At 58.1% G+C, this 25,911-nt stretch carries 24 protein-coding genes; 15 read left to right on the forward strand and 9 right to left on the reverse strand.

Annotated features, from left to right (window positions below; genetic code table 11):
- Positions 1–1,317: 1,317 nt before the first annotated feature.
- The 3 genes from GR303_RS22765 (at position 1,318) to GR303_RS22775 (ending at position 5,830) form a co-directional block, all read left to right on the forward strand.
- On the forward strand, positions 1,318–4,665 hold the full coding sequence (locus GR303_RS22765) for a MobA/MobL family protein (protein ID WP_161726568.1): 3,348 nt from the start codon (positions 1,318–1,320) through the stop codon (positions 4,663–4,665).
- 180 nt (positions 4,666–4,845) lie between these two features.
- Entirely contained in the window at positions 4,846–5,262 is a 417-nt protein-coding gene (locus tag GR303_RS22770; RefSeq protein ID WP_161726566.1) for a hypothetical protein, read from the forward strand.
- 58 nt (positions 5,263–5,320) lie between these two features.
- Complete coding sequence (locus tag GR303_RS22775) at positions 5,321–5,830, forward strand: hypothetical protein (protein WP_161726564.1); 510 nt, start codon at positions 5,321–5,323, stop codon at positions 5,828–5,830.
- A 71-nt stretch (positions 5,831–5,901) separates the two neighbouring features.
- Here the strand turns inward: GR303_RS22775 and GR303_RS22780 are convergent, their stop codons facing one another.
- The gene (locus tag GR303_RS22780) at positions 5,902–7,698 is read right to left on the reverse strand and encodes an SIR2 family protein (protein ID WP_161726562.1); all 1,797 of its coding nucleotides are present in this window, start codon (positions 7,696–7,698) and stop codon (positions 5,902–5,904) included.
- 264 nt (positions 7,699–7,962) lie between these two features.
- Between GR303_RS22780 and GR303_RS22785 the strand changes: the two genes are divergently transcribed.
- The gene (locus tag GR303_RS22785; RefSeq protein WP_161726560.1) at positions 7,963–8,424 is read left to right on the forward strand and encodes a hypothetical protein; all 462 of its coding nucleotides are present in this window, start codon (positions 7,963–7,965) and stop codon (positions 8,422–8,424) included.
- A gap of 67 nt (positions 8,425–8,491) precedes the next feature.
- On the opposite strand, the gene GR303_RS22790 is transcribed toward GR303_RS22785, so the two are convergent.
- Complete coding sequence (locus GR303_RS22790; protein ID WP_161726559.1) at positions 8,492–9,028, reverse strand: hypothetical protein; 537 nt, start codon at positions 9,026–9,028, stop codon at positions 8,492–8,494.
- 1,013 nt (positions 9,029–10,041) lie between these two features.
- On the opposite strand from GR303_RS22790, the gene maoP reads away from it, so the two are divergent.
- Entirely contained in the window at positions 10,042–10,854 is an 813-nt protein-coding gene (gene maoP / locus GR303_RS22795) for a DUF413 domain-containing protein (RefSeq protein ID WP_161726557.1), read from the forward strand.
- Between the two features lie 84 nt (positions 10,855–10,938).
- Here maoP and GR303_RS22800 read toward each other — a convergent pair whose 3' ends face one another.
- From GR303_RS22800 to GR303_RS24985, 4 genes are all read right to left on the reverse strand, one after another.
- Entirely contained in the window at positions 10,939–11,346 is a 408-nt protein-coding gene (locus GR303_RS22800) for a hypothetical protein (protein WP_161726555.1), read from the reverse strand.
- 657 nt (positions 11,347–12,003) lie between these two features.
- Entirely contained in the window at positions 12,004–12,291 is a 288-nt protein-coding gene (locus GR303_RS22805) for an addiction module antidote protein (RefSeq protein WP_161726554.1), read from the reverse strand.
- Between the two features lie 21 nt (positions 12,292–12,312).
- Positions 12,313–12,603, reverse strand: a complete 291-nt coding sequence (locus tag GR303_RS22810; RefSeq protein WP_161726552.1) for a type II toxin-antitoxin system RelE/ParE family toxin — start codon at positions 12,601–12,603, stop codon at positions 12,313–12,315.
- Positions 12,604–12,734: 131 nt separating this feature from the next.
- Positions 12,735–12,980, reverse strand: a complete 246-nt coding sequence (locus tag GR303_RS24985; RefSeq protein ID WP_343232023.1) for an AbrB/MazE/SpoVT family DNA-binding domain-containing protein — start codon at positions 12,978–12,980, stop codon at positions 12,735–12,737.
- Positions 12,981–13,294: 314 nt separating this feature from the next.
- On the opposite strand from GR303_RS24985, the gene GR303_RS24445 reads away from it, so the two are divergent.
- The 10 genes from GR303_RS24445 (at position 13,295) to GR303_RS22865 (ending at position 22,587) form a co-directional block, all read left to right on the forward strand.
- Entirely contained in the window at positions 13,295–13,540 is a 246-nt protein-coding gene (locus GR303_RS24445; RefSeq protein ID WP_161726548.1) for a type II toxin-antitoxin system Phd/YefM family antitoxin, read from the forward strand.
- A 126-nt stretch (positions 13,541–13,666) separates the two neighbouring features.
- Entirely contained in the window at positions 13,667–13,912 is a 246-nt protein-coding gene (locus GR303_RS22825) for a type II toxin-antitoxin system CcdA family antitoxin (RefSeq protein ID WP_161726546.1), read from the forward strand.
- A gap of 949 nt (positions 13,913–14,861) precedes the next feature.
- A complete protein-coding gene (locus GR303_RS22830; protein WP_161726544.1) occupies positions 14,862–15,788 on the forward strand; it encodes a hypothetical protein in 927 nt (308 codons plus the stop codon).
- Between the two features lie 165 nt (positions 15,789–15,953).
- Complete coding sequence (locus GR303_RS22835; RefSeq protein ID WP_161726542.1) at positions 15,954–16,943, forward strand: hypothetical protein; 990 nt, start codon at positions 15,954–15,956, stop codon at positions 16,941–16,943.
- A 27-nt stretch (positions 16,944–16,970) separates the two neighbouring features.
- Positions 16,971–17,561: a hypothetical protein gene (locus GR303_RS22840; protein WP_161726540.1), complete on the forward strand. Its 591-nt coding sequence runs from the start codon at positions 16,971–16,973 to the stop codon at positions 17,559–17,561.
- Between the two features lie 390 nt (positions 17,562–17,951).
- The gene (locus tag GR303_RS24990; protein ID WP_246205853.1) at positions 17,952–19,064 is read left to right on the forward strand and encodes a hypothetical protein; all 1,113 of its coding nucleotides are present in this window, start codon (positions 17,952–17,954) and stop codon (positions 19,062–19,064) included.
- 77 nt (positions 19,065–19,141) lie between these two features.
- Complete coding sequence (locus GR303_RS22850) at positions 19,142–19,960, forward strand: calcium-binding protein (protein ID WP_161726539.1); 819 nt, start codon at positions 19,142–19,144, stop codon at positions 19,958–19,960.
- Between the two features lie 81 nt (positions 19,961–20,041).
- Entirely contained in the window at positions 20,042–20,281 is a 240-nt protein-coding gene (locus GR303_RS22855; protein ID WP_161726537.1) for a hypothetical protein, read from the forward strand.
- A gap of 152 nt (positions 20,282–20,433) precedes the next feature.
- A complete protein-coding gene (locus GR303_RS22860; RefSeq protein WP_161726535.1) occupies positions 20,434–21,372 on the forward strand; it encodes a hypothetical protein in 939 nt (312 codons plus the stop codon).
- A 195-nt stretch (positions 21,373–21,567) separates the two neighbouring features.
- Complete coding sequence (locus GR303_RS22865) at positions 21,568–22,587, forward strand: IS110 family RNA-guided transposase (RefSeq protein WP_161726533.1); 1,020 nt, start codon at positions 21,568–21,570, stop codon at positions 22,585–22,587.
- 1,041 nt (positions 22,588–23,628) lie between these two features.
- Here GR303_RS22865 and GR303_RS22870 read toward each other — a convergent pair.
- The 3 genes from GR303_RS22870 to GR303_RS22880 all read right to left on the reverse strand — a co-directional run bounded on the left by GR303_RS22870 (position 23,629) and on the right by GR303_RS22880 (position 25,867).
- The gene (locus GR303_RS22870; protein ID WP_161726531.1) at positions 23,629–24,237 is read right to left on the reverse strand and encodes an RES family NAD+ phosphorylase; all 609 of its coding nucleotides are present in this window, start codon (positions 24,235–24,237) and stop codon (positions 23,629–23,631) included.
- A gap of 7 nt (positions 24,238–24,244) precedes the next feature.
- The gene (locus GR303_RS22875; protein WP_161726529.1) at positions 24,245–24,982 is read right to left on the reverse strand and encodes an Rv2175c family DNA-binding protein; all 738 of its coding nucleotides are present in this window, start codon (positions 24,980–24,982) and stop codon (positions 24,245–24,247) included.
- Between the two features lie 465 nt (positions 24,983–25,447).
- On the reverse strand, positions 25,448–25,867 hold the full coding sequence (locus GR303_RS22880) for a hypothetical protein (RefSeq protein ID WP_161726528.1): 420 nt from the start codon (positions 25,865–25,867) through the stop codon (positions 25,448–25,450).
- Between the last annotated feature and the right edge of the window lie 44 nt (positions 25,868–25,911).

A 25,911-nucleotide genomic window follows, 5' to 3' on the forward strand; every position in this document is an offset into this window, starting at 1 on the left:
GAGTGCGCTCCAACCACGTTGTGGACAGACTGAAGCTAATCCCGTCCACAACGAGCAGCAAATGCGCTAAAGTGGTACGTGGATTACATCGTTGACATGAAGAAATATCCTAGAGCTAATTCCATAAGATATGTTATGCGAATCCGCGTTTACCGCCTCTCCGCACCCTTCTCGGCTCCCCTTAGACCGCCTCGAACGCCTTGCAGCATAAGGGTTTGCGCCGGATACCCTCTGCACCCCTGCAGGAAGCCCGAGGACGGCCATTCCTGCAGCTGGGGACCGATGGCCCCTGGAAGCGTCCGATCGGCCTCCAGAGCCCGGAAATCCGTGCTTTTCTAAGGGAAAGCGCCTCGGAGATCCTGACCGAAGGCCATGCTCGAGGACGCCAGCGCCAGGTCGGCCGGCCCGGAAGCCCCGATCCGACGGGCGCTATAGAAAGAAGGCCCCGGAAAGTCCCGAAAAAATAAAGCTGTGACATGGGTTTAGCCTCGATCCGCCTTTCTGTGGCGGCCGAGGCAAATCCCTGCGGGATCCTTGTGGCATGCGCCCCAAACCCCTGTCCCAGACGCCCTGATGGGCTGCTGGCCGGTGCAGGCGTACGGATGAGCCGACGCCTTCCCGTCCAGGCTGACGCTTGAAATGGCCGCTCACACTGATCCGAAGGTCGTGAGCTGCCCAGGGCCGGCACCCATGCGGTTGCCGATCCGGACCCCGGCCAAAGGCCTGGTCTCCGGCCCCTGACCGCGATGCGGATCCTCGAAAATCGCCATGGCTGAGAACAGCCTGAATATTGTCATAGGGCGATTTTCTCAAGGAAAAGAGGTCCCAGAAAATAGGCTCAATACCGCAAATGTGACGCACCCCCACGGGTACATCACATTTGCTCGGACCCAACGGTCCGTATTTCGACCTTCGGCACCTTCCGGTTTTCAGGATCCTGGCACCCTGCTGCAGCCCTCCCGGGCTTTGGCTCATGAGGTCTCATGGAGCGTCGGTCAGGATCCATTCCGGTGCATCACGCTGCACCTGCATCAGGGTCGATCAGCGGCTCCGGCCTATTCCTGATCTCCCGTCCTTGCGGACGACGAGCGTTGCCCGGATCGGGCTTCCTCTCGTCAAATAAGGCACAGAAAATCGGATCGGATGTCAGCTCTCGGACTGATCGTCCTGCCGTCATCCTGGGCGATCCCTCGCCCGCGCTCGCCCGTGATTTTCTATGCCTTATTTTGGCAGCGCACGCTGCCCCATGATGGCTGACGACAGGTGTCACGACCCCTCCCCGGTCGGCGATCGTTTTCACCTGTTTGGATCGCCCTGTTGCACTTCGCGTTCACCGAGTTTCGTGCTGAACCAGGTCGGCCCCTGTGCCTGATCCCAGCAATTCAGCCTCACGATCAGGCCCTGTGGCAATGGCTGGAGTCACATGATAGAATTTCAATAATTCGAAAAATTCCTTTTTATCCGCGCCTTCCCTTCATGGACCATTTGCAGCTCTCGGGCCCTGTCATCGTCACCACACTGTCCGCGCTCTCGCGGGTGGTGAGCCGGGCTGAGGCGCGCAATCCGAACCACAACTTCGCCAAGCTCAGGGTTAAGGCTGCCGGCACCTATGCCCTCGGCGGCCTTGGCATTGCCAACCAGGTGCAGGCTCGCGCTGCCCCGATCAGGGGGGCGAGCATCTCGACCCAGGCGTCGATGACGTCCCCGTTCGCCCTGTCGCAGGCGCTGCATCCGGCCGTCGCCTTTGGCTACGACAATCCGAGCGTGCGCTTTGGCGACCGCACGCGGGGCAGCGCCCGGCCGAAAGCGGCCGATGGCGCGCAGAGCTTCCATTTCTCCCACAGCTATGTGTCCAAGACCTCCCCTATCATGGCGCTGATCCGGGAGCTCAAGGGCGGCCGTAAGCACTCGAACTCGGGCGCCACGGACCATCTCCTTTACATCGAGCGGGACGGAGCGGCCGAGAAGGTGAAGACCCCTGCCCGCGATCCTCAGGTGCGGCTGTCGGAAATGGAGGCGGAGGCCGCCAGCCGCAGCTCGCAGGACCAGCAGGACTATCTCGAGCGCCTTGGTGCCGTTGAACGGATACCGGTCAAGAACCTGTCCGATGCTGAACTCGATGCTCTCGAATATGCCTCGTTCGGCACGATCGGCGACACCCTCGAGGAGCGCCGGGCTTTCTGGGAGAAGGTCAACGACGTTGAGAGCGATCCTAGAGGCGATAGTATCACGCTTGCGGCTGCTCACGATCGCGAGCTCTGGACGCGGCTCTACGATGCCCAAGATGAGGCCCCGAAACGGATGCGGGATCTCCTCAAGGGTATGGATCGGAACAAGCCTCAGGATCTGAAGCTCACTGCGCTTCCGACCAAGGACACGCTCGCGGTCTACAAATGGGCGACCGGCATTGCTCCCGAGATGGAGATCGACATCGAGCCCGGCCGCGGCGGGCGGGTGCAGAATCGCATCATCGCCGAGCTGCCGCACGAGCTCAGCGGCAAGGAGCGGGTCCGGATCGTGCGTGACTTCACGCAGGTACTGGCCGACCAGGGCCTGCCCTATTGGGCGGTGATCCACGCCCCGGACAAGAACAACGACAGGCGGAATTTCCACGTTCACATCGTCTATTACGACCGGCCCGCCGCGAAGATGGTGGATCCCAAGGATCCGAACGGCGGCCTGAAGTGGGACTTCGAGATCGTCGAGAAAAAGAGGTTTGCTAATCGGCACACCCGCGAGGTCAGGCCCTTCCTCCAGCCCAAGCTGCGCGAAGCCAGCGAGAAAAGCTGGGTGCCTCAGCTCCGCAAGAAATGGGAGCAGGTGAATAATGCAGTGCTGGAACAGGCGGGCGTCGACAAGCGCTATGACGGCCGGACCTACAAGGCCATGGGCATCGATGTCGACCCGCTGAAGCATATTCCGTCCAAGACCTTCAACAAGGAACGCAAGGGCGAATGGACGGAAGAAGGTGTGGCGCTGGCCCGTCGGCAGTGGAAGCAGGTCGAGGACGCCATCGTGGCCGACACGATGAAGCGGACGGCCAAGCGGCAAAGGGAATTGTCTGAAAGAGTGGAGCGAGCCAAAGCTGCTCTTTTAGCGAAAAATCCCTTTAAGGATGTCGCTCTCAAAGAGATCGAGCGGCTGGGCGTTCTGGCCAATACCCTGACGCACCGGGTTGGGATTGCGGAGCTCTCCCAAGATATCGGACGCCTGGTGATCGACCGGACCGCCTCGCGGGCGAGGCTGGTGTTTCATGCTGCGGTCGAAGAGGCGTCCAAACCAAAGCTGGGGCGGCCGCGCAAAGACGCGGCCGCCAAACCGGTGGGTGCGACACTCAGGATTGGCGATGAAGCGATCGAGGCTCGCGACTTCCTGGAAGTCCTCCATAAGAATGGAGAGATCATCGATCGCAATAATGGTCTTCGGCTTCTGGATGCGCAGCGGGCGTTGAAGACGGTTCTCGAGCGGATTGAGAGCCTGGAGAAGAGCCCGACCCAAAACCCATTATATCCGCGAAGCGCCGGCACGTTTGTCTCTCTCTCCCTTGATCCGGATCCGGTGAAGGTCGAGCAGCGGAAAAAGGAAAAAGAAAATGCGATCATGGAGAGCGTTCAACGCTACACCGATCGCGTGATTGAAGAGATGAAGGCCCTGGATTTTGAAACCCTGCGGGCGGGTGTCCTGGCCTATGCCAAGCTGGATCGGGAAGAGCGCGAACAGCGGATCCGGGAAGAAGCCGCCAAGGCTGCCCAGCAGGAGACGCAGAAATCCAGCACACGGGAGCCGGACAAATCCGAGGCTCGGAAACAATCCGAACCGGCGGCGGAAAAGCCGAAATTCGCGGAACCGCGCCGGTACCGGTCGGATCCTCTGCCTGAGCCTGCCTGGAAGAAGAACCGGAGCCAGTCGTCGGGCGTGGGCGCGAGCAGGGTGGCCTCGACAAAAGCCCCCTCCTCCAAGGCGCCCTCACCTGCTGCAGGTCCGGCTGTCAGGACATCTGAACCCCTGAAAGCAGGCCCGGTCGATCAGGCTCGGTTTCCTGTGAAAGCCCAGACCTCGACGCCAGCTGCCAAGCCCCCGGCAGCGGAACGACCGCGCCAGGAAACACAGCCGGCAGCTCGCGTGCAGCCCGCGGCTGATCCGAATAGGGCGAGGATCGATCAGCCTCAGCGTCCTGTCGCACCTGGCGCGGCCCAGATTGCCAAGCCGTCACCGGACAAACAACCTGCCCAGGACACTGCTCCTCAAAAGGCAGCGCGGGAATCCTCGAAGTCCGTCGCGCCGACTAAGGCCGGCGACAAGGCTGTGCCGCCTCAGATCAGGCTCGATCCGAAAAACATCCGGCGCAGCCAGGCTGAAATCTCCGGCATCGTGGTGAAGGGGCAGATTGACAAGCCCGTCGCGAACGCTCCTGCGTCACCAAAGGAGGAACGGGGCCGCGTGATCATCGGGGCAAAACCCACCGGTCCTGTCGAGAAGCCTCAGATCGTCCTCAAGCCGCAGCAGACTCCCCTCTTCGTTTCCAAGAAGGACAAGGAGAAACAGAAACCGCTGCTGTTTGAATCAAAGAGGGCTAAAGGCGAGACCCTGGAGCTTTTCCCCCAAGTCCCTGTCAGGGGAAAGAAACGAAAAAAGAGCAAGGATCGCGGGCGCGATGATCGATAACGAGAAAGGTGCCTTGAGCGGCCCTCCCTCCACGCTACCCCCGCCGAAGTGAGCCTGAACATCCCGCCTGATGATTGATAGCGTCTTCCAGTTGGCGACGTGTTCGTCCGAACTGTGCATGAACAGAAGGTTCAGTATCCTCGTCAATTGGTTCGCTTGATTTTACAGGACCGCTCATTAATGAAAGCCGCGCTGGAGTGGTATAGCTCGATGCCGTATGCAGGCCGGACTGAAAATAGGAGGGCGAGGAAAATGGGTTCGATGAGGATAAGAGCAGTTCTCCGGATTGCTTTATTCGTCATCCTGACCGGAACCCTCACAGACATTGCGCACGCTGAGAACTGCGAGAAGACCATTTGGACTGCGTCGTTCACCCTGCGTGCGCACGGTTCGTGTGGATTCCAGAATTACAGCAAGAGCTATTTTGAACGGCAGCGTCAGTGCGTCTCCAAGGAAAGGGATGAGGCGCGAGTGAATTTCCTTATCAATGATGCTGAACGGGTATTTGATGATCTCGGCCGAGGCCTTGGGATGAAACCGGCTTGTGATCTCGTGCTCAACGGATTTCCCGAAATCCTGAAGCCGAAGAAACCTTAATTCTTTCGTGCATCAGTCCTGCCGGTGTTCGAACTGTGTCCTAATCACGAGGTGAGAAATGAACATTCTTGGGGCAGCACTCGCAATAGCGCTTCTCCTCCCGTCTTTGGCCATGGCCCAAGGCGTACGAGCCGGCAAATGGACGTCCGGCGTCGGCCAGGGAATCGTGGAGCACATCGTACGGAATGGGCCCGGCAATGATTTCAACATTTCCTGCGATGTGGGCTATTCCGAGGATGCCGAGCTCACCGGGATTAGTATTTCGATCCGAGATAACGGACCGCCTCCGAAGAGCACTGTTCGCATTTTCATCGATGATGAGGAGTTCCAATTCGGCGTGGACGATCATGGAGGCATCAAGACGAATTACCGGGTCAATGCCGATAATTTCATCGCGCTCTGGGAAACATTGAGGAGCGGAAAGTCAATGCGGGTTCTCTTCGAGGACGGCCGGACGTCCTCGTTCTCGCTCGATGGCGCCAAGAAGGTTCTCGGTTCAAAGCCGTGTGGAACGAACTTCTATGCGATGCCGTCGAAGCCCCAGGTGAAAAAGCCCAAGGCGTTCTGATTGTGGGATCGTCGAAAATAGACAGGCCCGCCGTCGTGGCGGGCCCTTCTCGTTAGCCGAGGGGATTGGCATCACACGTCAGCGAGAGGAATGTGGCGGCGAATAAATTTCCGCATATTCTGGAAACTCAGCTTCACGAATTCCGCGTTTCCGGTTCCGAAGCCTGCCTCCGCCAATTCAGCTTGTGCGGCCGGACTATCGAGATCGGTGAGCAGAGTGTTTAGCACTTCGCTCTGCCATGCCACTTTTCCGAGTGGTAACCAATCACAAGCATCCGGACGAGGATCGGCCACGGAACGTCTGAGATCATCCTCATTTGTTTTTGTCGAAGTGTACGCCAATGACGCAAGCATCTCGAAGCGCCCGAACTCCCGGGTGAAATCTGCCTTGGAAATGAAATCTCGGTCTAGGTATCCTGAGAACAGGTCATAGAGACGATCACTCAATCCAGTGTTTGACATGGAGTTCCGGATGAGTTGTGTCCATAGGCTCTTAGGGATGTCGTTGTTGTCCCACGTCCAAGAGAAGAGGCCTTGAACCGCCGGATGTTGATTTTGACTGACCGCCTCTCTCAGCGGGGTTGTCAGCCAATTATAGACCTCTCGAAGCCGATCCGACCTGAGCGCACCGATCCCGTAAGCGTAGAGGAGGAGGATAGCAGGATACCACTGAGCCTTGATCCAAACGGTGAGGCCGCCGGTGGAACGCCGGAAGCCGAGATCCTGCAGAATTGCCTTCACGAGCGGAAATTCGGACCCGTCACCCCATCGTCCGAGTACGGCAAACAGGCGTACCAGGCGCTCGGACCGGCTCTCGTAAAGCTCGATCCGGCGGGTGAATTCCTCGGGGGTGAGGCCAACGTTGGTATCAAATCGCAACTCGCCCAGCTGCGCTTTCAGCCGGCGCATTTCGTCGGCCACTAGGTCGTAGAGTTCGATCCGGAATTCCGGCCGGGAGAGATATTTCTTTGCCGTGGCGACGAGCAGCTCGACGCTTTCCGGGTTCGCACGCTGCAGCGCCGCCTGAACTTCGACCTTGCGTTGGATGTCCTGGAAGAAGCTGTCGGCGTCCGTGATTTGTACGAAACGGCCGACCCGATGCTCGATCAGATCCTGGGCGACGGTGCCCGGGGTTCTCGGGTTGGCATAATAAAACGGGTACCGGCGGCTGGGCGCCCGGGTAATTGCCGCCCTCAGAGCATGGTCCCATTCGGCGGACCAACCACAGACGATGAGGCCATGCTCATCGAAGATCCGGTCGAGGAGCTTGTTCATCGGATCAGAGTAGGCCGCGAGCTCCTCGTCGGTGTTCAGGATCCTAGTATCGAGATAATCGCCATGGACTTTGACGACATAGCAGCGGCTGTGGATGAGCGGAACGGCGCCTCTGAGGTCGTCATCAGACCGGATGACCGTCGGCTCGACCCCGACCTCCCGGAGGGCATTTTCCAGGAGCCGGTCAAAGTTCGTGGTGATGATGACCCGGATATAACCGTCCCGGACCAGGCGGGCGATCGCGCGGTGAGCCTTGGTGGGAACCTTAATTCCCTCATCGACCTCCTCGGCCGTCGGCTCAATAAACCGGTGCAGGATTGCCCGGCGCTCGTCCGGCGACTGGGACAGCTTGCTCAAGAGTTCGGAATAATTCGGCTCGGACCCGAACCGCTGTTTGTACCAGACGGCCCAGTCCTCCTGATCGCCGGCCTCCTCGAGGGCGCCGACGCGCTTTGTGAGCTCGAGGACAATCTCCCAGCCGGTCGGGATTTGAGCGGCCCGAGAGACTCCACTGCCAATGAGCAGGGCGTAGACGCCCTTATTCTCATAGATGGAAAAAGCGAGGGCTGTTAATGGATCGAGTGTCGATGACATGGCCGTGTGAATGCTCAAACTGACGAGTTTGGAATATTAGAGCCCCTGACCTGGCGATCAATTCCCGTACACCTGCTGCGACATCTGCACCGGTCATTGCTGGGAAGCTTGACTGTTGGTAGGAGCGATCAGGGAGATTACCATCCGATGATCATTAGATCGTACCATGCTACTGTTTGTTCCCCGTCCGATTTCGAACGGGGATTTCACCCACTCACCCATTTCGGCTCACCTCGCGCTGGCCTCTGGCAGGTGGCGAGAAAATTGGCGGATGTTTATGGGCAATCCAAGAATCTATCGTCGCTTCCGAGCCGGGTTTTTGTCATCCCTGTCGAGTTTGAACCTCAGGGCATTCTTGAATTGAAAGACTGGAACACCCCAGACGCCAAAGGCCTCATACTGGCGCTTTCGAAGGAATCTTTGATTAATCACGAGACCCGAACACACCACCTCCAACGGATTCACGACCTCCGGGATTCCCAAGCGCGGGCGCTATATGCCAGCCAGGTCGTCCGCGACCTGGGTTATGACTTCGTGCAGTACAAAACTGACCAGGAGGTTACCGGACTGAAAGCCTTAAGTCACATCGACATTGGTCCGAAAGACCAGGGCCGCATCTGTTATTGCAATATGATTCCTTGTCGGCCCTCAGGCCCCCCACTAACCCTAGATATATCCGAACTGCACGGCGCTATTCTGACGTTGTTTGAGAACTCCCTGAGCTGAATTCCTGTCACCTCGGAACCTCAGGGAAACCTGTTCGAAGATGGTGAGCGACGCCTGCTAACGCGATTTACAGGGAATGTGGTTGAGCCGCTGGAAGAAGTCGGATGCCCACCGCTCTATAGTCGTTGTCCGAATCCGGTCGAGAGCGATGGTTCAAGCAGGCGTTCTCTTCTTTCAGGATCCAAGCGATCCTTGCGGTCTTGAGTACGTCCGTGACCGTCTCGCGGGACGGCGTATTGATCTCAAGAAGATCACGGACGATATTCGCGACAGGAGTGTAGTGCTCCCAATGGAAGATCGCCCTGCCTGGATCCTTCATTTTCTTAGGCTGGTCCTTCCAGCGAAACTGTCTCAGGTCGGGCAATCCCATTTCCTTGGCGCGCTCCTGAGCCGCAACAGACACCATCGGCTGAACGAAGTTCTCCAGGTCACGAGCCATCCATTTGAGGAGGGTTCGGAAATGGGCGCGGACGGGCTCTAGGTAATCTGACTGGTGATACTGCTTCAGGATCTCCATGATCGGTCCGACCAGGTAGTCGGCCGCCACATCGATCGGGAGGAAGTCGTCGCGCTGGGCGGGACAGATATTGACGCTCATCGTCATGCACGATCTCCAAATTTGTGTTGCCTCACATCGCTCAGCACCGAGAGTGTGAGCGGTCGATATCCGAAAAACGGGCGTCACAGCTCACCCTTCCGCAGCTGATAGCGCTAGTACAGCGTTGCGGGAGGGCAATCGACGCGCTCTGTGGCTGTATATCGGAGCATTCTGCGCGCCTTGTAACAACGCACAGGAGAATTCGCCGCGGCCTGCGATTCCAAAGATCATCACAGAGGAGAATTTCACACGCTTCGGATCCTGGCGGCTCGATGGACGGGGGAATTCGTCGCGGCCAGAGCCAGGTGCGTGTGGCCGATCTTTGCTGGCCGAACGACTGCAGGTGTCACGGCCATGAAGGAGGTCCCGATGTGATGGCAAGCACAAACTAAAACGCCCACCCGAGCTGCAACTCAGGTAGGCGTTTTGGAAAACAGCGCCCAGGAAGGGGCGGTACCCGTTCGATCTGACAAATGAACGGTACCTCACCCCCGACAGATCGTCAAGCACCACAGGCGTTTGCCTGAACGACGACTCATGGGCGTATCCTAACGTCGGTACTGTGGAGGTGACGGAGACGAGCAATACCTCGCGAATGGAACCGGACATCCGGATAGCGGACTTCGACCCGGCGTTCATCCTCCAGGAGCCAGCCACCAGTTTTTTCATCTCGTTGAGAAGGCCGGCCTGATCACCCACTACGAAGCGTTTTCGGCGCTCGATCGCCTAAGAGCAGCGAAAGCCTTAGCCGCGGGTGGGCGATAAGCAGAGCGTTTAAGTAGAACTCCTGGGATTTCCGTCGCGCCCCCCTCTCCTGTGTCTATGTCCTCCTTACAAGGTTTCGGGGTGCCACTGTGATTAGGTGCGTTTTCTGGGTGGTGCATTATGAAAGATGGCGGCACCTGGTGGAGAGGTCGGCAGCGCTAGGCTGGAGAGGTCGGCCGCATCGCCGGCATCGAATTGCCAAGCTCCAGGATCCGTGAGAGCTTCCCTATACAGAGTGGCGGCTGGGGGTCACGATGGGAAAGAAGCACGGCACCAAAAAGCTCTATGGCTGGTCGACGAGACAACAGGGCGGGTTCAGGGGCAGCAACTGGGCGCCGAAAGGAACGCCAAAACCGTTCCGGAAAAAGAATCTTTCCAGTCAGGCGAAGGAAGCCGAGCGCAAATCGCTAGAGGCTCAATTGGGATTGGCCGATGGCGAGCCGGTGATCGTAGTGAAGTCTCCGGTCAAGGCACCGAGGCGACCTGACGTGGCGTGTGCCGAAACCGGGCTCACCCTCGAGGAAGTCCGAGCTCTCCGCCCCTATGCCTATAAGCTGGCCCGGCTAGAGCGCGGGGAATTTCCAGCAAACACCGATGAGCGAGTACATTTTGTGGAGGTCTGCCGTGGTCATGCGGAGCCCAGGACAATCCACGAAAAGGCGTATCTCAAATGGAGGGGCCTGAAGCCGAACCTGATCGCGCTCGAGCGCAAGCTCCTGGTCGCTGAAATGGAGGCCCGTGCCGGAATGTCCCGCCTCGCCGTTGGAAAGCCTCTGGCTCTTGAGGTCGAAGAAGAACGCGAAGAAAGGAAGCAGCGTCTCAGGGCAGGACGGGAGACGGTTAACCGGTTGGCCAGCCAGGCGTCTGTTGCCAGCGGCGACGAACCGAAACCCAAGCCGAAGCGCAAAATGTCCATCGGTAATTTCTGGGACCAGGCGAACGCTCGAGCAGCTCGTGAGCGAGGCCTCAGGATTTTGAATGAGGTCCCGAAGGTGAAGGCTGAAGAAACGTGGGGCTCGCGGGAGGATTGGAAACGCGACCGGGCTTCGTGGAAAAAGGGACGTTAAAGACCTGGACCGGGATCACCTCCAATTAAAATAATATGCCCCGCTGAGCGGGGCATAAATTTGTGAGGAGCCTTCAGGTCGATCTTAGCGGATCGCCATGAGTTCTGGGAAAGGCGACCAGCCTGTCGCGCGCTGCGGGTTATTACAGGCGGCGCTGTCTTCCTCGGCGCCGGCGACCTTGCCGTTGACAAGGATAAATCCATTCGCCTTCCGACCTGTGTATCCGCCGAAGCTGTTCTTAGCATTCATCCGGACGCAGACCGCCAGCGCATTCTGCCCGAGCTGCTGCTGGCTGACCGCAGTTCTCCAGGAGTTTGAGATCTCAGCGTCACGAATAGAGTACGGGTCTTTGAAGTTCTCCCGCACATATTGAACGATCGCGGCCCGTGTGGCGGCCGTCGTCGGAAAATGCTCTGGCTTTGTGTCGGCCGTAGAGACGCATCCGGTGAGAGCCGTCAGAGCGGCCGCGCTGGTCAGGATCTGTAGGCGCATCGTGCCCCCTCATTCTTATGAGGGAATTAATACCGTGATGCTCGGATCGATGACAGGGGATTTCCTATAGGGCCTGCAGCTTCATCAGACGGTGGTTAATGTGGTGAGGTTTGGTGTCTCGCCATCTCTTATCACCTGTGAGCTGCGCACCTCGTTGCTCCCCTGGAGAACCTTGTCTTATTTGCACTCTCCGGGCTGCCGTGATTCTACCCAAGCCCTATTGACGGTGCTGGTGCCTGCGCATGTGACATTCGTTGAGCAGCACAGCACCTCAGCCTAGAGCAGCCACGATGGCTGGAGCTATCACGAAGGCCAGCAGCGAGGTCGCACTCATGGATCCATTTCTCTAAGAGCCCTTCTGGGGATGACGCCTGGATTGCCGTCGCGCCATCCTCTCCTTTATGCCTCACCTTTGAGGGGAGGTTGTCCGCTTGGCCCGCAATCGGGCGACGACATTAGCCACAGGCTTGGTCCTGCCGGCGGCCACATCTTGGTTGCCGATCGCCAGGATTTTCAGAAGCGCCAGCGTTTCCTGGACTGGAATTGAGTAAGGCATGGCTGCTCCCCGGCGATCGAATGGGACTAAATATAGCCCTTGTATGGACCTAGTCCAATAGCGTTAGATCACCAAACCTAACGCGCGGAAGCCCCGGCGCGTCAGGGTGTCTCTTTGATCTGCAGCTTGATGCCGAGCGCTTTGAGCACCCCACACACCGTTGAAAGTCTAGGATCGCCGTCGCTGGTCAGAGATTTGTAAAGTGCCTCGCGGCTCACACCGGTGTCCTTTGCCACTTTAGTCATGCCACGGGCGCGGGCGATGGTGCCGAGCGCTACAGCGATGAATTTGGCATCGCCGCTCTCGAGGGCCTCCGCGAGAAGCTCCATTTGCGCTGCCTCGCCGGTGAGGTGTTCGGCTGCATCGAAAGGTTCGGTTTCAATAGGCATGTGATCTCCTGATGATCTTTCTTACAAGTCCTCAGCCATGGCGATGGCCGACTTGATGTCCCGTTTCTGACTGCCCTTGTCCCCTGCGCAAAGAAGGACAATGACCGAGTTATTTTGTTTGGTGAAATAGACCCGATAGCCAGGGCCATGATCAATCCGAAGCTCACTTACCCCAGAGCCGACTGGTTTAACGTCGCCGAAGAGACCCGATTCCAACCGGACAATCCGCTGGGCGATCCGTTCCACCGCCCGCTGATCTTGCAGGTCCTTCATCCATTTCTTGAAAGTGAGGGTTTGGCGAACTTCGATCATGTGTTAACTATAGTTCACACCTCGGAGGCTGTCAACTATAGTTCACAGTCTTCTTATGTAATGGAGTTGAAAAGTTGACCTGGGAGATTGCTCGATAGCGTGATCCTTACGCTTCCAGCCTGAGGAGTGGCTTACCGCTCATTCGCCTCGAACCGGTCGAACTTGAAACTCTCCGGAAGCCGGCCGCGGTATTTGCGCAACCTGGCCAATACCTCCGCCACCTTAGGCTTCTCCGAGTCTTCGAAAGCCCAGGCGGCATCTGTCAGCAGCACGCCTTCGGATGTCTCCTCCACGACAAGCCGGGTGCCCGCGTTCCAGCCGCGTTTCTGCCTGACCGCCTTTGGCAGGGTGATGTGGCCCGTCGACGAGACGACCACCGTATGACGCCTGGATTGTGACATAGCTACCTCCGGCGAGCTGCAGGACGACCCTAGAATAGATGGCTGATGATAGCGCTCAAGTGTGTCGCGCCCACTTGGCTTTGAAGCAGGATCGGAATCGCCTATCCTCATCCTGTGGGACGATCTGGCTGTCGTCTCACTCGATGCTGCAGGGCCGGATCCCGATCGCCAGCTCTCGGATCCGTCACTCTTCAGCATCGGACCTCCGGTTTCGAGGCACTATCGCCACAGCCGGGAGCCGGGGAGGCCCATCCTCCCCGGCTTTTCTCTCTTTGGGGCGGGACTGTGTCGTGAAAACCGCGAGCATCAGCCAGGCAAAGTCCCAGCTATCCCGTCTCTTGGAGGACCCCGCAGCAGGTGAGGCCTTTGCTATCACCAAGACAGGCAAGCCCACGGTGAAGGTCGTGCCACTGAGTGCTCCTGGGACCCGCAAGGTCAAGCGCATCAGTTTCCTGAGCGGCGAGCTGACGATCCCAGACGACTTCGACCGCATGGGTGAGCAGGACATCGCCGATCGGTTCTCCGGTCAGCCCTAAAAGCTATCATCTGTCTGTCGCACCAAAAACATGGCTTGTCCCTTGCCGGCGATTGGCCGAGAGAACCGGGTCTTTACCTCTCCATCCGAAACTCTGACCTATGGCAGTCTTTCAAGGGACACCGCGATGTCAGAGAGGAAAACCAACTCACCGATCCGCCGCTCGAAGCGGGTGACCTTGTCCGTCGAACTCGTTCGCGAGGCAAGGGCTCTCGGGGTCAACATCTCCCAGGCCTGCGAGGCCGGACTGGCGCGTGCGGTGGCCGAGGCCCGCGGGTCCCGATGGCTGGAAGAGAATAGGGAGGCTATTGAGGCTCACAACGCTTTGATTGAGCGCGACGGCCTGCCTTTGGATGAGTTCAGGCAATTCTGATCCGGGTGAGGATCCCAGCCTTGTACCAGGTTGAGTACCAAGCCGGCCCTGCAGCCTTTCCCTGATCATCGTCGCACCTGCCGCGCATATATAAAGAGAGGTGCAAATTTCCGGAATTTTTCAAACGCACTACCATTAGCGTTCATCATTCCCCTCGGAATTGTGGCGATGATGTCCGGTGGCGAGATAAGGTACCAGATGGTCAATACAAGCCCTACGCCGGTCGCAGTTTATGTCGATGAAGAAACGCATCGTGAAGGCAGGATCCCTCTGCTTCGAAGTGCTATGCGTCACACCCTTCAGGAGAACAAAAAGAGGTACGGGAACTAGCATCGCCTCGCGTGGGACACCCGAGAGAGATGGATTAAAGGGCTGACAGCCCCTTTTTCTTTGAACCGCTCCGCCTTATTGAAGTCGGCGCATTCGAGGTGATGGGAACGGTCATGTTGGCCGGCTGTATTACCACCATCCTCGTCCGGTTGGCCTGCACGTATGTTAACGTTGTCAGGTCAGCTTTCGCTCGATAGTCTGTTCGACGTCTCAGAAGGAAAGAGCGCTCCCCCGGGGCGCTTTTTTGTTGGCTGGGTGCTCTTAAGACCCCTCCTTTCCTGTCGCAGCCGCCTTCCAGTCCGACCCGGTGTCGTCCCTTGCCCTCTTCCCGCAGCCGCCTGAGATCCATCCCTTGACCACATAGTCGTCCGCTTGCATGTTGCCGGCGCTCCGATTCGGCCGCAGCCTGGTCGCCCCCAAGCTGCATGAGCAAGATGGGAGCAGCCCCGAGAGCTTTACCCTCTCGGGGCCTTTTTCTTAGGCTTCGCCGGTCATCGGATGCCTCAGCATCTGGCTCGAACTCCTGACCGGTTATTCTATAGCTGACGCCAGAGTGCCAGGAGTTGTCAGGAGTCCAAGGCGCTGGCAATGTGCCCAAAAATGAGGTTGAGGGGCGAAAATGGATTATCATCTCGAGCGCGGGCTGCGGCTCAACCTCAATCCCAAGAACAAGCCTCTGTATAACTGGGCGATCAATGAGATCGACGCGCAGGGGCAGCAGATCGGTCATGACCAGATCCCATGGCCGTGGACATTGCATTTCACGGCAACGTCTTCCGTGCTTGCCGACAGCATTGACCTCAAGTCAGGGCCTAAGATCTGGGAGAGCACGCCGACAGCACGCGAGATCGAGCAGCGTCAGGTCATCCGCCTACAGCTGCGTCCGGGCAGCCTGAGAGACAACGGAGATTTCCTCCGCGAAACCACCTTCTCAATGTTTGGCACCGACCGAGCCATTAAGAGCTTCCAGCTGAACATTCATCCGACCGATGATCCGTCCAAGGAAGAGGGCTGTACGGCATGGGGGACAGTCTCCTACACGGCCGAAGTCGACCTCAGGAACGAGACGGAAGAAGACTGTGTCATTTTCTACCTGTACGTGAAGCCGGAGACATTCACCCGGTACGCGGCGAAGATCTCATTCGGTTCTGTGGACGAGATAATCTTTAGCGTTGGATCGGTGGATGGCTTCTACTCGGAATGGAGCCCGTCCATCTCGACCCGCAGAGTGAAGGTTCTGACCAAGGGCGAAGAACATGAGATCAACCTGCCGCCTGGCCTCCAGCTTGAGCCGCCACGGCTGGGCGAAGTTGGTGAAGCTCGGTTGGAGATCATTCGGCGACTAGAGTTCGCAAATCCGGCGCGGGATCCTCAGTCGGCCGAGGAGACGGTCGAAGTTGGGACGGTGCTGGTATCACCCGAGACCCGAGCACCCGGGGAAGCGGACCCACGGACATTGAAGATGTTGAGGTCCTTAAAGCGGACCGCGTGGTTCGTGGTGGTCCTTTTGGCGCTGATCTTCATCACGACATTGTTGAAGAGCTAGCCCGACGCGATCGAAGGGCACGTAGTTTGGCGCCCTTTTTGGGCATCATTCCTCAGATGAGAGGCGCCAAGAGAGTTCTCAAACCAGAGCGCTCCGGCACTTGTGAAGATCTTGCGGAGCTTTTGCCGAGGATGATATTCTCCGCAAGAATATAAGGCTGGGGCAATGTGGTCTTGGATACTAAAAGGCCTGATCCTCGTGACGGGCATGGTGGCCTTCGAAGCCACCGCTCAATCGATACCGCCGAACGCTTCTCCAACCCGGTATGGGTCGGGCTGGCAGTGTGACCGCGGATTTCAGCGAACCGGCAATGAGTGCGTGGCGGTGCAAATTCCACCGAACGCGGAGCTCAATTACCTGGGCAACGGGTGGCAGTGCAAACGAGGTTATTCCCGATCCGGAAACGGATGTGCCGCCGTTCAAGTGCCTCAGAACGCCGACCTGAATTATCTTGGAAATGGTTGGCAATGTAAGAGAGGCTATCAGCGATCGGGTGAGACATGTGTGCCAGTCCAGGTCCCACAGAACGCCGAACTAAATTACATCGGCAACGGTTGGCAGTGTAAGCGGGGTTTCTCCAAGGTCGGCGACGGCTGCCAGGTCGTCGAAATTCCCGCGAACGCCGAGCTCAATTCTCTTGGGAATGGATGGGCCTGCAAACAGGGATATACGCGCGACAGCAATAGCTGCCGAGTAATGACGGCCGAGGAGCTGAAGGCTTATCAGGAGCGCATGGTACGTCTGAGGGAGGCCGCGGAAAAGCGAGCTGCCCGTGGTGATTGCGAGACAGAAGACCAATCCGGAGCGGAGGTTTGCCTCAGGGTCACAGATACGAACCTGAATTGTGATGAAGCGTTCGACGGAAAAAGCTACAGCGGATGCACCCTGTCGATCTCATATGATCTCGAAACTGATTATAAAGGTCAATCTTCCATCGATGTCGATGTCGAATGTAGTGCTTCGATTGACAAAAGAAAGCGTGTCGGCTTCTCAGGCAGTGAGAGCGACAGCAATGAGGAGTCTCATAGTCTCTATGCTCAGGATAACGAGAGTGAGACGATGGAGCTGTCCTTCTATTTCTCGGGCTTCGACGAAGTTTACCGGGCCTCTGTCTCATCGGTTGAATGCGAAATCGATAGTGTCTCCCTCAACTAACCCCCCCTATTGAAAGGGCGACCCCGCATGATCCGGTCGACTTCGGGCCTTTGGCTCTCCCTTGTGACTTCAACCGTCGTTCTGGCCTCTGGCGCTCCTGCGGCCGCAGCAACCCCAGACCCGCGTCCCGGAAACTGCCCTCTTGAGAAAGCCGTCTACCTGGCCGAAGGGCGGTTAAAAGACACTTCGGTGGCCCCCGATGAGCTCCGGTTTGACTTTAAAGGTGAACCCGCCGGGCAACCGCCGCCCGAGGGATGGCCACGAAACGTCCTGATTAAATCGGCTCAAATGGGTGTTACCCTCAAGTTCGGATTTTGGCTCCAGAACAACACCGGCACAGAGTTCGCGTCGGCAGAGCTGCCGCCAGCTCAATTCTCTCCGCAGATGAAGGCCGCCTACAAAGCCCGCCAAACCAAGTCCGAACCGTTTAAAGCATCTTCGCCAATCTTCTCGACCGACGAGGATTTCCAGGTCAGGCAAATCCCTCACAATGGGGTCAAGACGCCCGTGATCGTGATGTTTCCGGATTTCCTCTCCTTCTCCCATTCGTCGTACAATGGCCTGGTCAGTGCCGGCCTGGCCTGGGGCGTGTTCAAGTTCGCGCGGTGTGAGAGCTAAGTGGGTTTACAATGAAGACTCCTCTCGAGGCTGCTTTCTGGACGTCCGGGTTTCAGCCTTGGAGGGTCAATTTTCGCCAATGTGCCAGTTTATGCGCACACCCACACAAACCCCATCATCCGCTTGTCGAAACGCCCTCTCTTCCGTCGCACGTTGAGCACCATCCGATGAGCCAGGTCGTCCCCGGCCGAACACACAATTCTCGACGATCACCCTCCCAGTCATTCGCCTTTTAACATCTGGCGAGGCCGTTATCCTCCAGCCGTCTGGTGCCGGAGAGCCAGATCGAATTGAAACGCCTCTGATCCACCTCTCCCACGTCGCCCACCTCCCCTACCACGTCATTCACAGCTGCCATCCCCAAATCTCACCATCTCCGTTTCACGGATCTTGAATTTCCCCGCCCGTTTGATTTTGATCGGCGCCGGGGGATGCGATAAAATGGTACGGGCTTTTCTGCTTCTTGTAACTTGCGTGGCGTTTGGTTCAGCCAATGCGATGGAGGTCCGGCAAACGACATGGCGAGGTCGGCCGGCGCTCCTATTGACGGGTCCGATTGAGCGAGGTGACGCTGAAAAGCTCTCCGGAAATCTCTCAGGCCTGCCGCTTTGGCCGCATGGTGCCTCGGTCTTGCTCCTCGACAGTCCTGGCGGAAGTGTCGGAGAGGCCCTGCGGATTTCCAAGCTCCTTGATGACAATCCCGTCCACACGGTGATCCCTAAAGGGGCGAAGTGTGCATCGGCATGCGCTTCAATTATCTTCATTGCCGGGAAATTCCGAACCGTCGAAGAAGGCGGACTTTTCGGCCAGCACTCATGCTCCCTGCGTGGGGTTAAGGACACAGAGTGCAATCATCTAATCGCCCAGCACGCGATGGCGCACGGTGTTTCGTACGGGAGCGTTGCAGCATTCGTCACCTATGTCCCGCCCTCGGATATCGCGTGGATGGAGCGATTCGATGCGGATTGTTACGGCCTGACGCGCTATCCTTTCGAGGGCGAGAGCGGTTTTGAGAGGAGCGAGCCTTGTGTCATCGAGGCCATCGCGGGCGGGAGACCTGGCGCTCAGGCCGCCTGGCGGGTCGACTTCAAGGCCGATGGTTACCGTGCGTTCCTGCGGCCGGCTGATGACAGCAAACGCGAGATGGAGCTCAGCCTTTTCTGCAGTGAGGCCCGACCGGGAGCCCTGTTCTTGAGCATGGACATCACAGGACCGCATCAGATGATCCGGGAGGCGGTCATCGGAGCGTCCCTGTCGGCCGAACCGGTGGTGTACCAGAGTCCAGCCTATGAACTCGTCGAGACGGGTGAAGGCTATAGCCAGGTGCTCGTGGAAATTCTCCGGAAGGATGTTGCCGCGTTTCTCCAGAAAGCGAACAAGCTGGTTTTCACAGCCCGCCTGAAAAAGCCCTACGTGGATATGGTCGCCACCACCTATTTAGCGAAAAGCCGAAAGGCGCTGTTGTTCGCAGCCAACAATTGCATCAATGGCAGCAAGAGCTAAGGCGGGCCCTAGCCTCCCTTAAGGTGGTTTCCAAGTGCGACGCCGTTGATATAGTTGCAGAATAATTAGAGGCGTGAATGGCTAATCTAACCTATCATGATGGTGCCGGTTTTGGTGCGAACCTGGATCTGTTTGCGCCTTTCGGGTTCTCTCTCCAGACCAGCACCGTCCAGTTTTCGAGCGCGATGTTTACGCCTGGGAATGCCAACTACGGTGTCTCGGGCAACAGCTATGTCACGAGCTTCCGGGTTAAGTACACGGAGACTATCGGCGGCGTGATCGTTGACGAAATATCAGCGGAGCGCATCACCTACCAAGGAGGGTCCAAGGTCTTTACGGCCACCTCTGTCGGTTATTTCCTCGGCGGCTCTGCAATCCTGAGCGGCGATTTCCTGAAGGTGATCGCATTTCCAGGTCCGCTCACTGTCAATGGGAACGCCTATGCTGAAACCCTTAGAGGCGGCTCATTAGGCGACCAGCTGTTCGGGAATGGAGGAATGGACACCCTGATCGGAGCCGACGGCGACGACGTTCTCGATGGGGGGCTCAGCGATGATGTCATGTACGGCGGAGCCGGGAATGACTTTTATTGCATTGATAGCTATGGCGATAAGGTTCACGAGGACAGCGGGATCGACACACTGAGGGTGAGTCTAGACACCTATTTCCTTCCAGTGGATACCGAGAATTTGGTCTTCACCGGCACCAGCAATTTCGCTGGTTACGGGACCGACAGCTCGAATGTGATCTCCGGCAGCGTCGGAAATGACACCCTCTCCGGAAGAGATGGCCGCGATACCCTCATCGGCGATGCAGGAAATGACCTGCTTTATGGAGATCTCGGGAACGACACTCTGCAAGGCGGATCCGGAGCCGATATCTTCGCTTTCAGCTAGAAGCTCGGGCCGTACCGAACGAACAAGACCTACAACTACGACACCGTCCAAGACTTTCAGCGCGGGGTCGACCATATCGGCTTGAGCGATACCATCTTTAAAAAGGTAGGATCCGGATCGCTCTCGAAGCCCGGCCGTGTCAGCAAATCCTATTTCAAGCTCGGCACCGCCGCAAAGGATCGCAACGATTACTTCGTCTATGACAAGAAGGCGGGGGTGCTCTATTACGATCCTGATGGGTCAGGCTCTGCTAAGAAAATCCCGTTCTTGAAGGTCGCTGGTGGGACTAGCCTCAGTTCCTCAGACCTCTTTATCATCTGACACCCAGCTTATGGACTGCGGATCAGAAATCGACAATTAAATGGGGAGTTCCTCCGCTCTGATCCCAGCCGGTCTGAACAATTTGCCTACTTGTTTGAAAGAAACTGCATTGGCGCCGGTCGTCGGCGCCAATAGAATGTCCGGAGACCTCGATGACACGCCTCTCCTTCCTTCCGCTTGGCCTGGTGCTTCTCCACTCGCCTGCGATCGCGGGTGACAGCTGGCTATATCTCGGACCGCAGCGGCCGGATCCTAAGATCATCAAGCTCGAAGGATTCGGCACGGAAGAAGCAAGAGCGGAGGCGCAGGTCACCGATCGAGACATAAAAGACTTCTGCGACAACTTCCATCCGGGGCAGACCTGGTGCCGGGACGCCGTTCGGCATGAATTTCCAAAGCCGATCGTCGCCTCCGCAAACTGCCTCGCGGGCACGATCACGACCGCGAACGGCGACGAGCTCGTATATGCCGGGGAGCGCAAATCAGAGGGCTATGGGGATTCACCGAACCTCACGCTCTGGAAGACCAGGGACGGCAAGGAGTTCCCTCGGGGCGCCATCGGCGGTGTGCCGGCTCAAAATTGGAGCGTCCTTTGCGGCCTGAACTTCAAGCCCCGCCAGGCGCAGCAGGCCCAAGCGACGGCATCGCCAACCCCGCAGCTGCGCGGAACACGGGACAAGAATGGCGTCTATACTCCGACCATGGAGGAATGGCTGGAGATGCTCAACGACCAGCCATACATTCATAATGGCTCCGAGGTCGGTGTTAATTTCAGCAAGGGCTACATCAAGTATTGGACACCGAAAGCCTCCATCGCCGGCACCATTTCTGCGGACACTATCCTTTTCCAAGGTACGTTCACGAACGTCCCGAAACTCGAGCTGCGGGGAACGGTCGCTGGGACGGCGTATGTCTTCAAGAGGGGCTGCGAGCCTGCACCGTATCGGGTCACTGGGACCTATTCGAATGGCCGTATCATTCTTCGGGGAGCGTCACCGCAGCGCGCCAAAAATTCATGCGAGATCAGCGGTTACTCGACAACGAGCCCGAACGCTGTTCTCGAGTTCACAGAGCGGCCGGAACACCATTGAACCTTTGCTCGCCGCAATCCCCATCCTTGGCGAAGCTAGGGTTAGGGTGAGACAGGCACCCGCCCTGAAAGCTTCCGAACACTTCAAAATGACAAATTACCCGGTACTATAAATGATGGAGTGGACGGCGCCTGCTCCCGGCAGTGCCCTATGAGGTAGGGTGATTGCCTCAGCGCCAGACAGGGAGCCACTCCAATGCATGTCACGACTGTTGGTCTCGACCTCGCCAAGCACGTCTTCCAGGTCCACGGCATTGATCAGGATGGACAGGTTCTGATCCGCCGGCAGCTCCGCCGAGGCGAGCTCATCGGCTTCTTCCGGCGCTTGCCGCCCTGCCTGATCGGCATGGAGGCGTGTTCCACCGCTCACTTCTGGGCGCGGGAACTGGCGGCCCTCGGGCACGAGGTCCGGCTCATGCCTGCGGCTTACGTGAAGCCTTATATCAAACGCGGCAAGAGCGATGCCCTTGATGCTGCCGGCATTTGCGAGGCCGTGACCCGCCCGACCATGCGCTTTGTGGCCATCAAAAGCCCAGAGCAGCAGGCCGTGCTGATGCTCCACCGCACCCGCGAGCTGCTCGTGCGGCAGCGGACCATGCTGGTCAATGCTCTGCGTGGTCATCTGGCCGAATACGGCATCATTGCTCCCCAAGGGCTGCCGAGCGTCCCCAAGCTCCGGGAAGTGGCCGAGAAGGCCCGAGGGGCAGCCTTGCCGGAGCTGGCGTGGCGCTGCATCCGGCTGATCATCGCGCAACTTGAGGAGGCCCATGTTCGGATCACTGAGGTCGAGCAGGAGATCCTGGCCTGGCATCGCACGAATGAGGTAAGCCAACGCCTGGAGACGATCCCCGGCGTCGGCATCATTACGGCCAGCGCGATTGCGGCCACCATTTCGGATCCGGGCTCCTTCCGCTCGGGCCGGCACTTGGCGGCCTGGATCGGCTTGGTGCCACGCCAGAGTGGGACAGGCGGAAAGGTGCGGCTCGGGCACATCTCCAAACAAGGGGATCGATATCTGCGCCGGCTTCTGGTGCTCGGGGCCACGACACTCTTGCGGCATGCCCGCGGCAAAGCCTCAGCGGCTGCGGGATGGATCAACGCGCTCTTGGCCCGCCGTCCAGCCGGCATCGTCAAGGTCGCCATTGCCAACAAGTTGGCTCGGGTCGCCTGGGCCGTCTTGCAGGGCAACCAGGGTTACCGCGCTGCGGCCGCATAAGCTGCTCCCAGGAGCCGGATGAGGAGTTTGCAAGGTTGGTGGAGGTGGTGATGGTGTGATGACGAACCGGTCGAGCCGGGGATCAGACAAACCCGTGATAAGCCGTTGCGTTCAGACGCAGCATAAATGTTGGGGACCTGATCCGCGAACTTCATCAAGGCCCGCGGTCATGAGGCCGCATCACAAGGCCGAACACATGGCTGCCCACGACCAGATCGTCAAAACGCAAAAACCCCTTGCCACGCAGGCGCCGTCCACACATGGCTTATCGAAAGTCCGACTCGCAAAGTGTTTCATTGTGTCGACAAGGGCGAGAGGAGCGCCGGTTCGGACAGGCTCTTCACCGGCTGCCAAACTCAACCCGTAGATGGTATCTAGCTTCAGTTCCTGTGAATTATGGCTCTCGACACACCGGGGCGTAATGACACCGTTCCGCGTGTCAACTTCCGATTTGGCGAAACGAATGTTGGGCTTTTCAAGCAGGGTCCGGTAAGGCTCACTCTGACATAAGCGAGGACTAAGGGGCCATGTGGCTCCCTTCTCATGTCTGGACAATCACCGCGCCCCCTCACACGTCCCCAATCCACCCATTCCGTCGCGATTTTCCGCGTCGCGCGTTTTGCCCCGTCGCGCATTTCCGGCCACTGCCCATGAAATTCCGCCCCGCATTTTCATCACCATCGGTGTAATGACGACCTGCTTCCCTGGCCTTTGCTCGTGTAAGCGCCGCCATCCTTTCAGCCCCTCCCCGGCTTTTTTCCTGCCTCTCTTGGGCATAGCTCCGGCGCTTCGTCCGTCGTCTTCCGGTTCTTCGTCCGCTTTTCCCTAACGCCTCGTAGGTGGCCCATCGGGAAATACTGACCGCACTGCCACAGCGATATCCACCATCCCACGGATCGGCTGGCGCCATCGAGGACTGTTCGAATTTCACCCAGATCGCGTCCGGGAGCATACGATAAATTCCCGGAGCAGCCGGCACCGATCCCCCGTTGTCCTCCGACTGGCCGGATAAATCGGCCGGCTATCGGCTGTGGCCTTCAGTCAGCTGACATCCAAGCCCTTACCATAATGTTTGAGAGTTTCGGCTATCCAGGATGTGTTGAACGGTTGCGGACCGTTATGCAGATTGATGGCATCCGCTGCCCGGTCGAAGAGAGCGATGCACTTCCGTTCAGGGTCATGTTTTGACTGATAAGCGATGCCGTCTACGGAATCTGGATGGGACCAGATCGCATGTGACCACGCCCGGGAACGCGGGTACCCGCCGGATGTGACAATCGCTGTTGCGCCCATGGTCGACAACCCGTTTCCATGCATCATGGCAAGGCGCAGCTCTCTCGTTGTCTGAAATTCAGTCCAGTGCCGTTCGTCAATTTCAGATTGACTGACCAGCCGAACAGCAGGGTTTCTGAGGAGAGTTTCTACGAACGCACTTTCCAACTCGAAGCCGATATAGAGGACCCCATATTCGCCATTCGGTGCATCAAACCGGTATGCTGCGGGCTTACCAGCACCAGGGCCGAAAAAGACCGGATCAAACGTGTGTCGATGAACCCGGAACAGTGATGTGCCCGCCGAGACGACTTCGACGGGCAGTTTACTGGAGTTCAGCCAAGCGGGCGGAAGAGGAGGCGTAGCATGGGGAGGCACGGTTAGCTTACTCGGCTCCCTGCGCCCGGGCGACGTCTAAGACATCCTCGAGCTGTCCCTTCTTGAGAGCCTCAAGCGGAGAAAGGCCATCGAGGGCTTCATCCGGGGTTAGAAGCCATTCGAGCCGCATCCAATCGGCCCGCACTGGCATTTCCTTCAGGACCATGTCGAGGCCTTCGACCATGCCATCTTGGGTGAATTGGCAGGCCGGGTACCGGTAATCGTCCCCGGTTCTGACCGCGATAATCGTTCCTGCTTTGCGGCGCTTCTCGATTGCTTGCCTGGTGATTTTCAGCAGCGAGACCACGTTTTGCAGCGAAAATAGACCGCCTGCCAGGTTAATTAGCTCAGCCTTCCGGGCGGCACCTGCTGCGACCAGCTCGGCGGTAGGGTCGAGTTTCGCTACCACAGGGTCCGAAGCGGCAGCCGTCAGAGCCTTGGCGAGTGCCCCCACATCGGTGGATGAGCTCAGGATGCTGACCAGGTCGGCGGAATTGACCGGAGCGTTAATAGCCGCGTCGAACCCCTTCACCGCACGCGAGAGTAGAGCCAACTTTTGAGGTTCGCCGGAAATTTCAATCGCGCGCTCTAGAACCTGTCCGATACCCTCAATGACACGGGCAAGCTCGGCCGAGAGCTCAGTGTGGGAGCGAAGTTCCGTGACAACGAACCCAGCCGTTCTTGTCCCGATATCCTTTAAACGATCCGGCTTCTTAGTTCGACTGGCATTCACTAAGGCTGCCATGGGCACCTCCCGAGGCGGCAGTTGTCGTATTACATATACCACTCACTGGACACTTTGACAACTATATCAGGTGGGTTGGGTTCCAACTGGCAAACTGCCGCTTCGTCAGAGCTCAAGGTCCGGGTCCGGACCGATCGCTCCCTCAAGAGACCGGAACACCTCGCCGAAATGGTCCTCCAGAGCGATGTTGGCAGCGCAATCGGATTGGTTTCCGAGTTGATCCTCAATCAGTCTCGCTGGGCTTGCAGGCGCGTCAGTCCAGTAGCTACCTCTTTCCGGGGCGCGTCAAATTCCCCTTAGCATTGGGTCGCGAGTAAAAAATCCCAGCCAAGTCCCGGCCAGGAGGTCGTTGGGTGTGCGACGTTCTGAAGGGAGAATTTCATTTACCGGCAGCTGGAGGCTTGTTTGCGGATCCGTGAGGTTGTCCCGACAGAGGGAATTTGACGCGCGTGATTCACCTCGCGCCTAGCCCTTGACGTCGTAGTCGCTGCACCTGATCTCGGTAACGCCCTCTTGGTCTGAGGATGCCTCGATCTTTGGACCGCTCTCTGAGTAGCCGACCTTCTTCCACCAAGCCTTTGCAGCCTCCGGACGGGCTGAGGTGAGGAGCATGAGCTGCACGCCAGGTGAGGTTCCGGGCCCACGCCAATAATAGCCCGGGTGCTGTGCCTTGATGAGGTCGTCCTCCTCATAAGCACAGACGCCGACCACGGGCAGGCCTTTGACCTGAAGGGGCTTTGTCAGCTTCCAACATGAGAGGCTGTCATAGCCCTCTTGAGCCTTAAGGTTGATGAGCTTCGCCCGGGTGCCGTCGCGAGCTGTGTTGAAATTCGGGTGGCGCGATCTCCGGCATGAACATCGTATTGGGTCAGGCGGCGAGGTCAATCGTCTCCTTCGGGGCTGACGCTTGTGTCAGCGTCTTCCAGCCG

The sequence above is a fragment of the Microvirga arsenatis genome (assembly GCF_009910705.1).
Classification (GTDB): domain Bacteria; phylum Pseudomonadota; class Alphaproteobacteria; order Rhizobiales; family Beijerinckiaceae; genus Microvirga; species Microvirga arsenatis.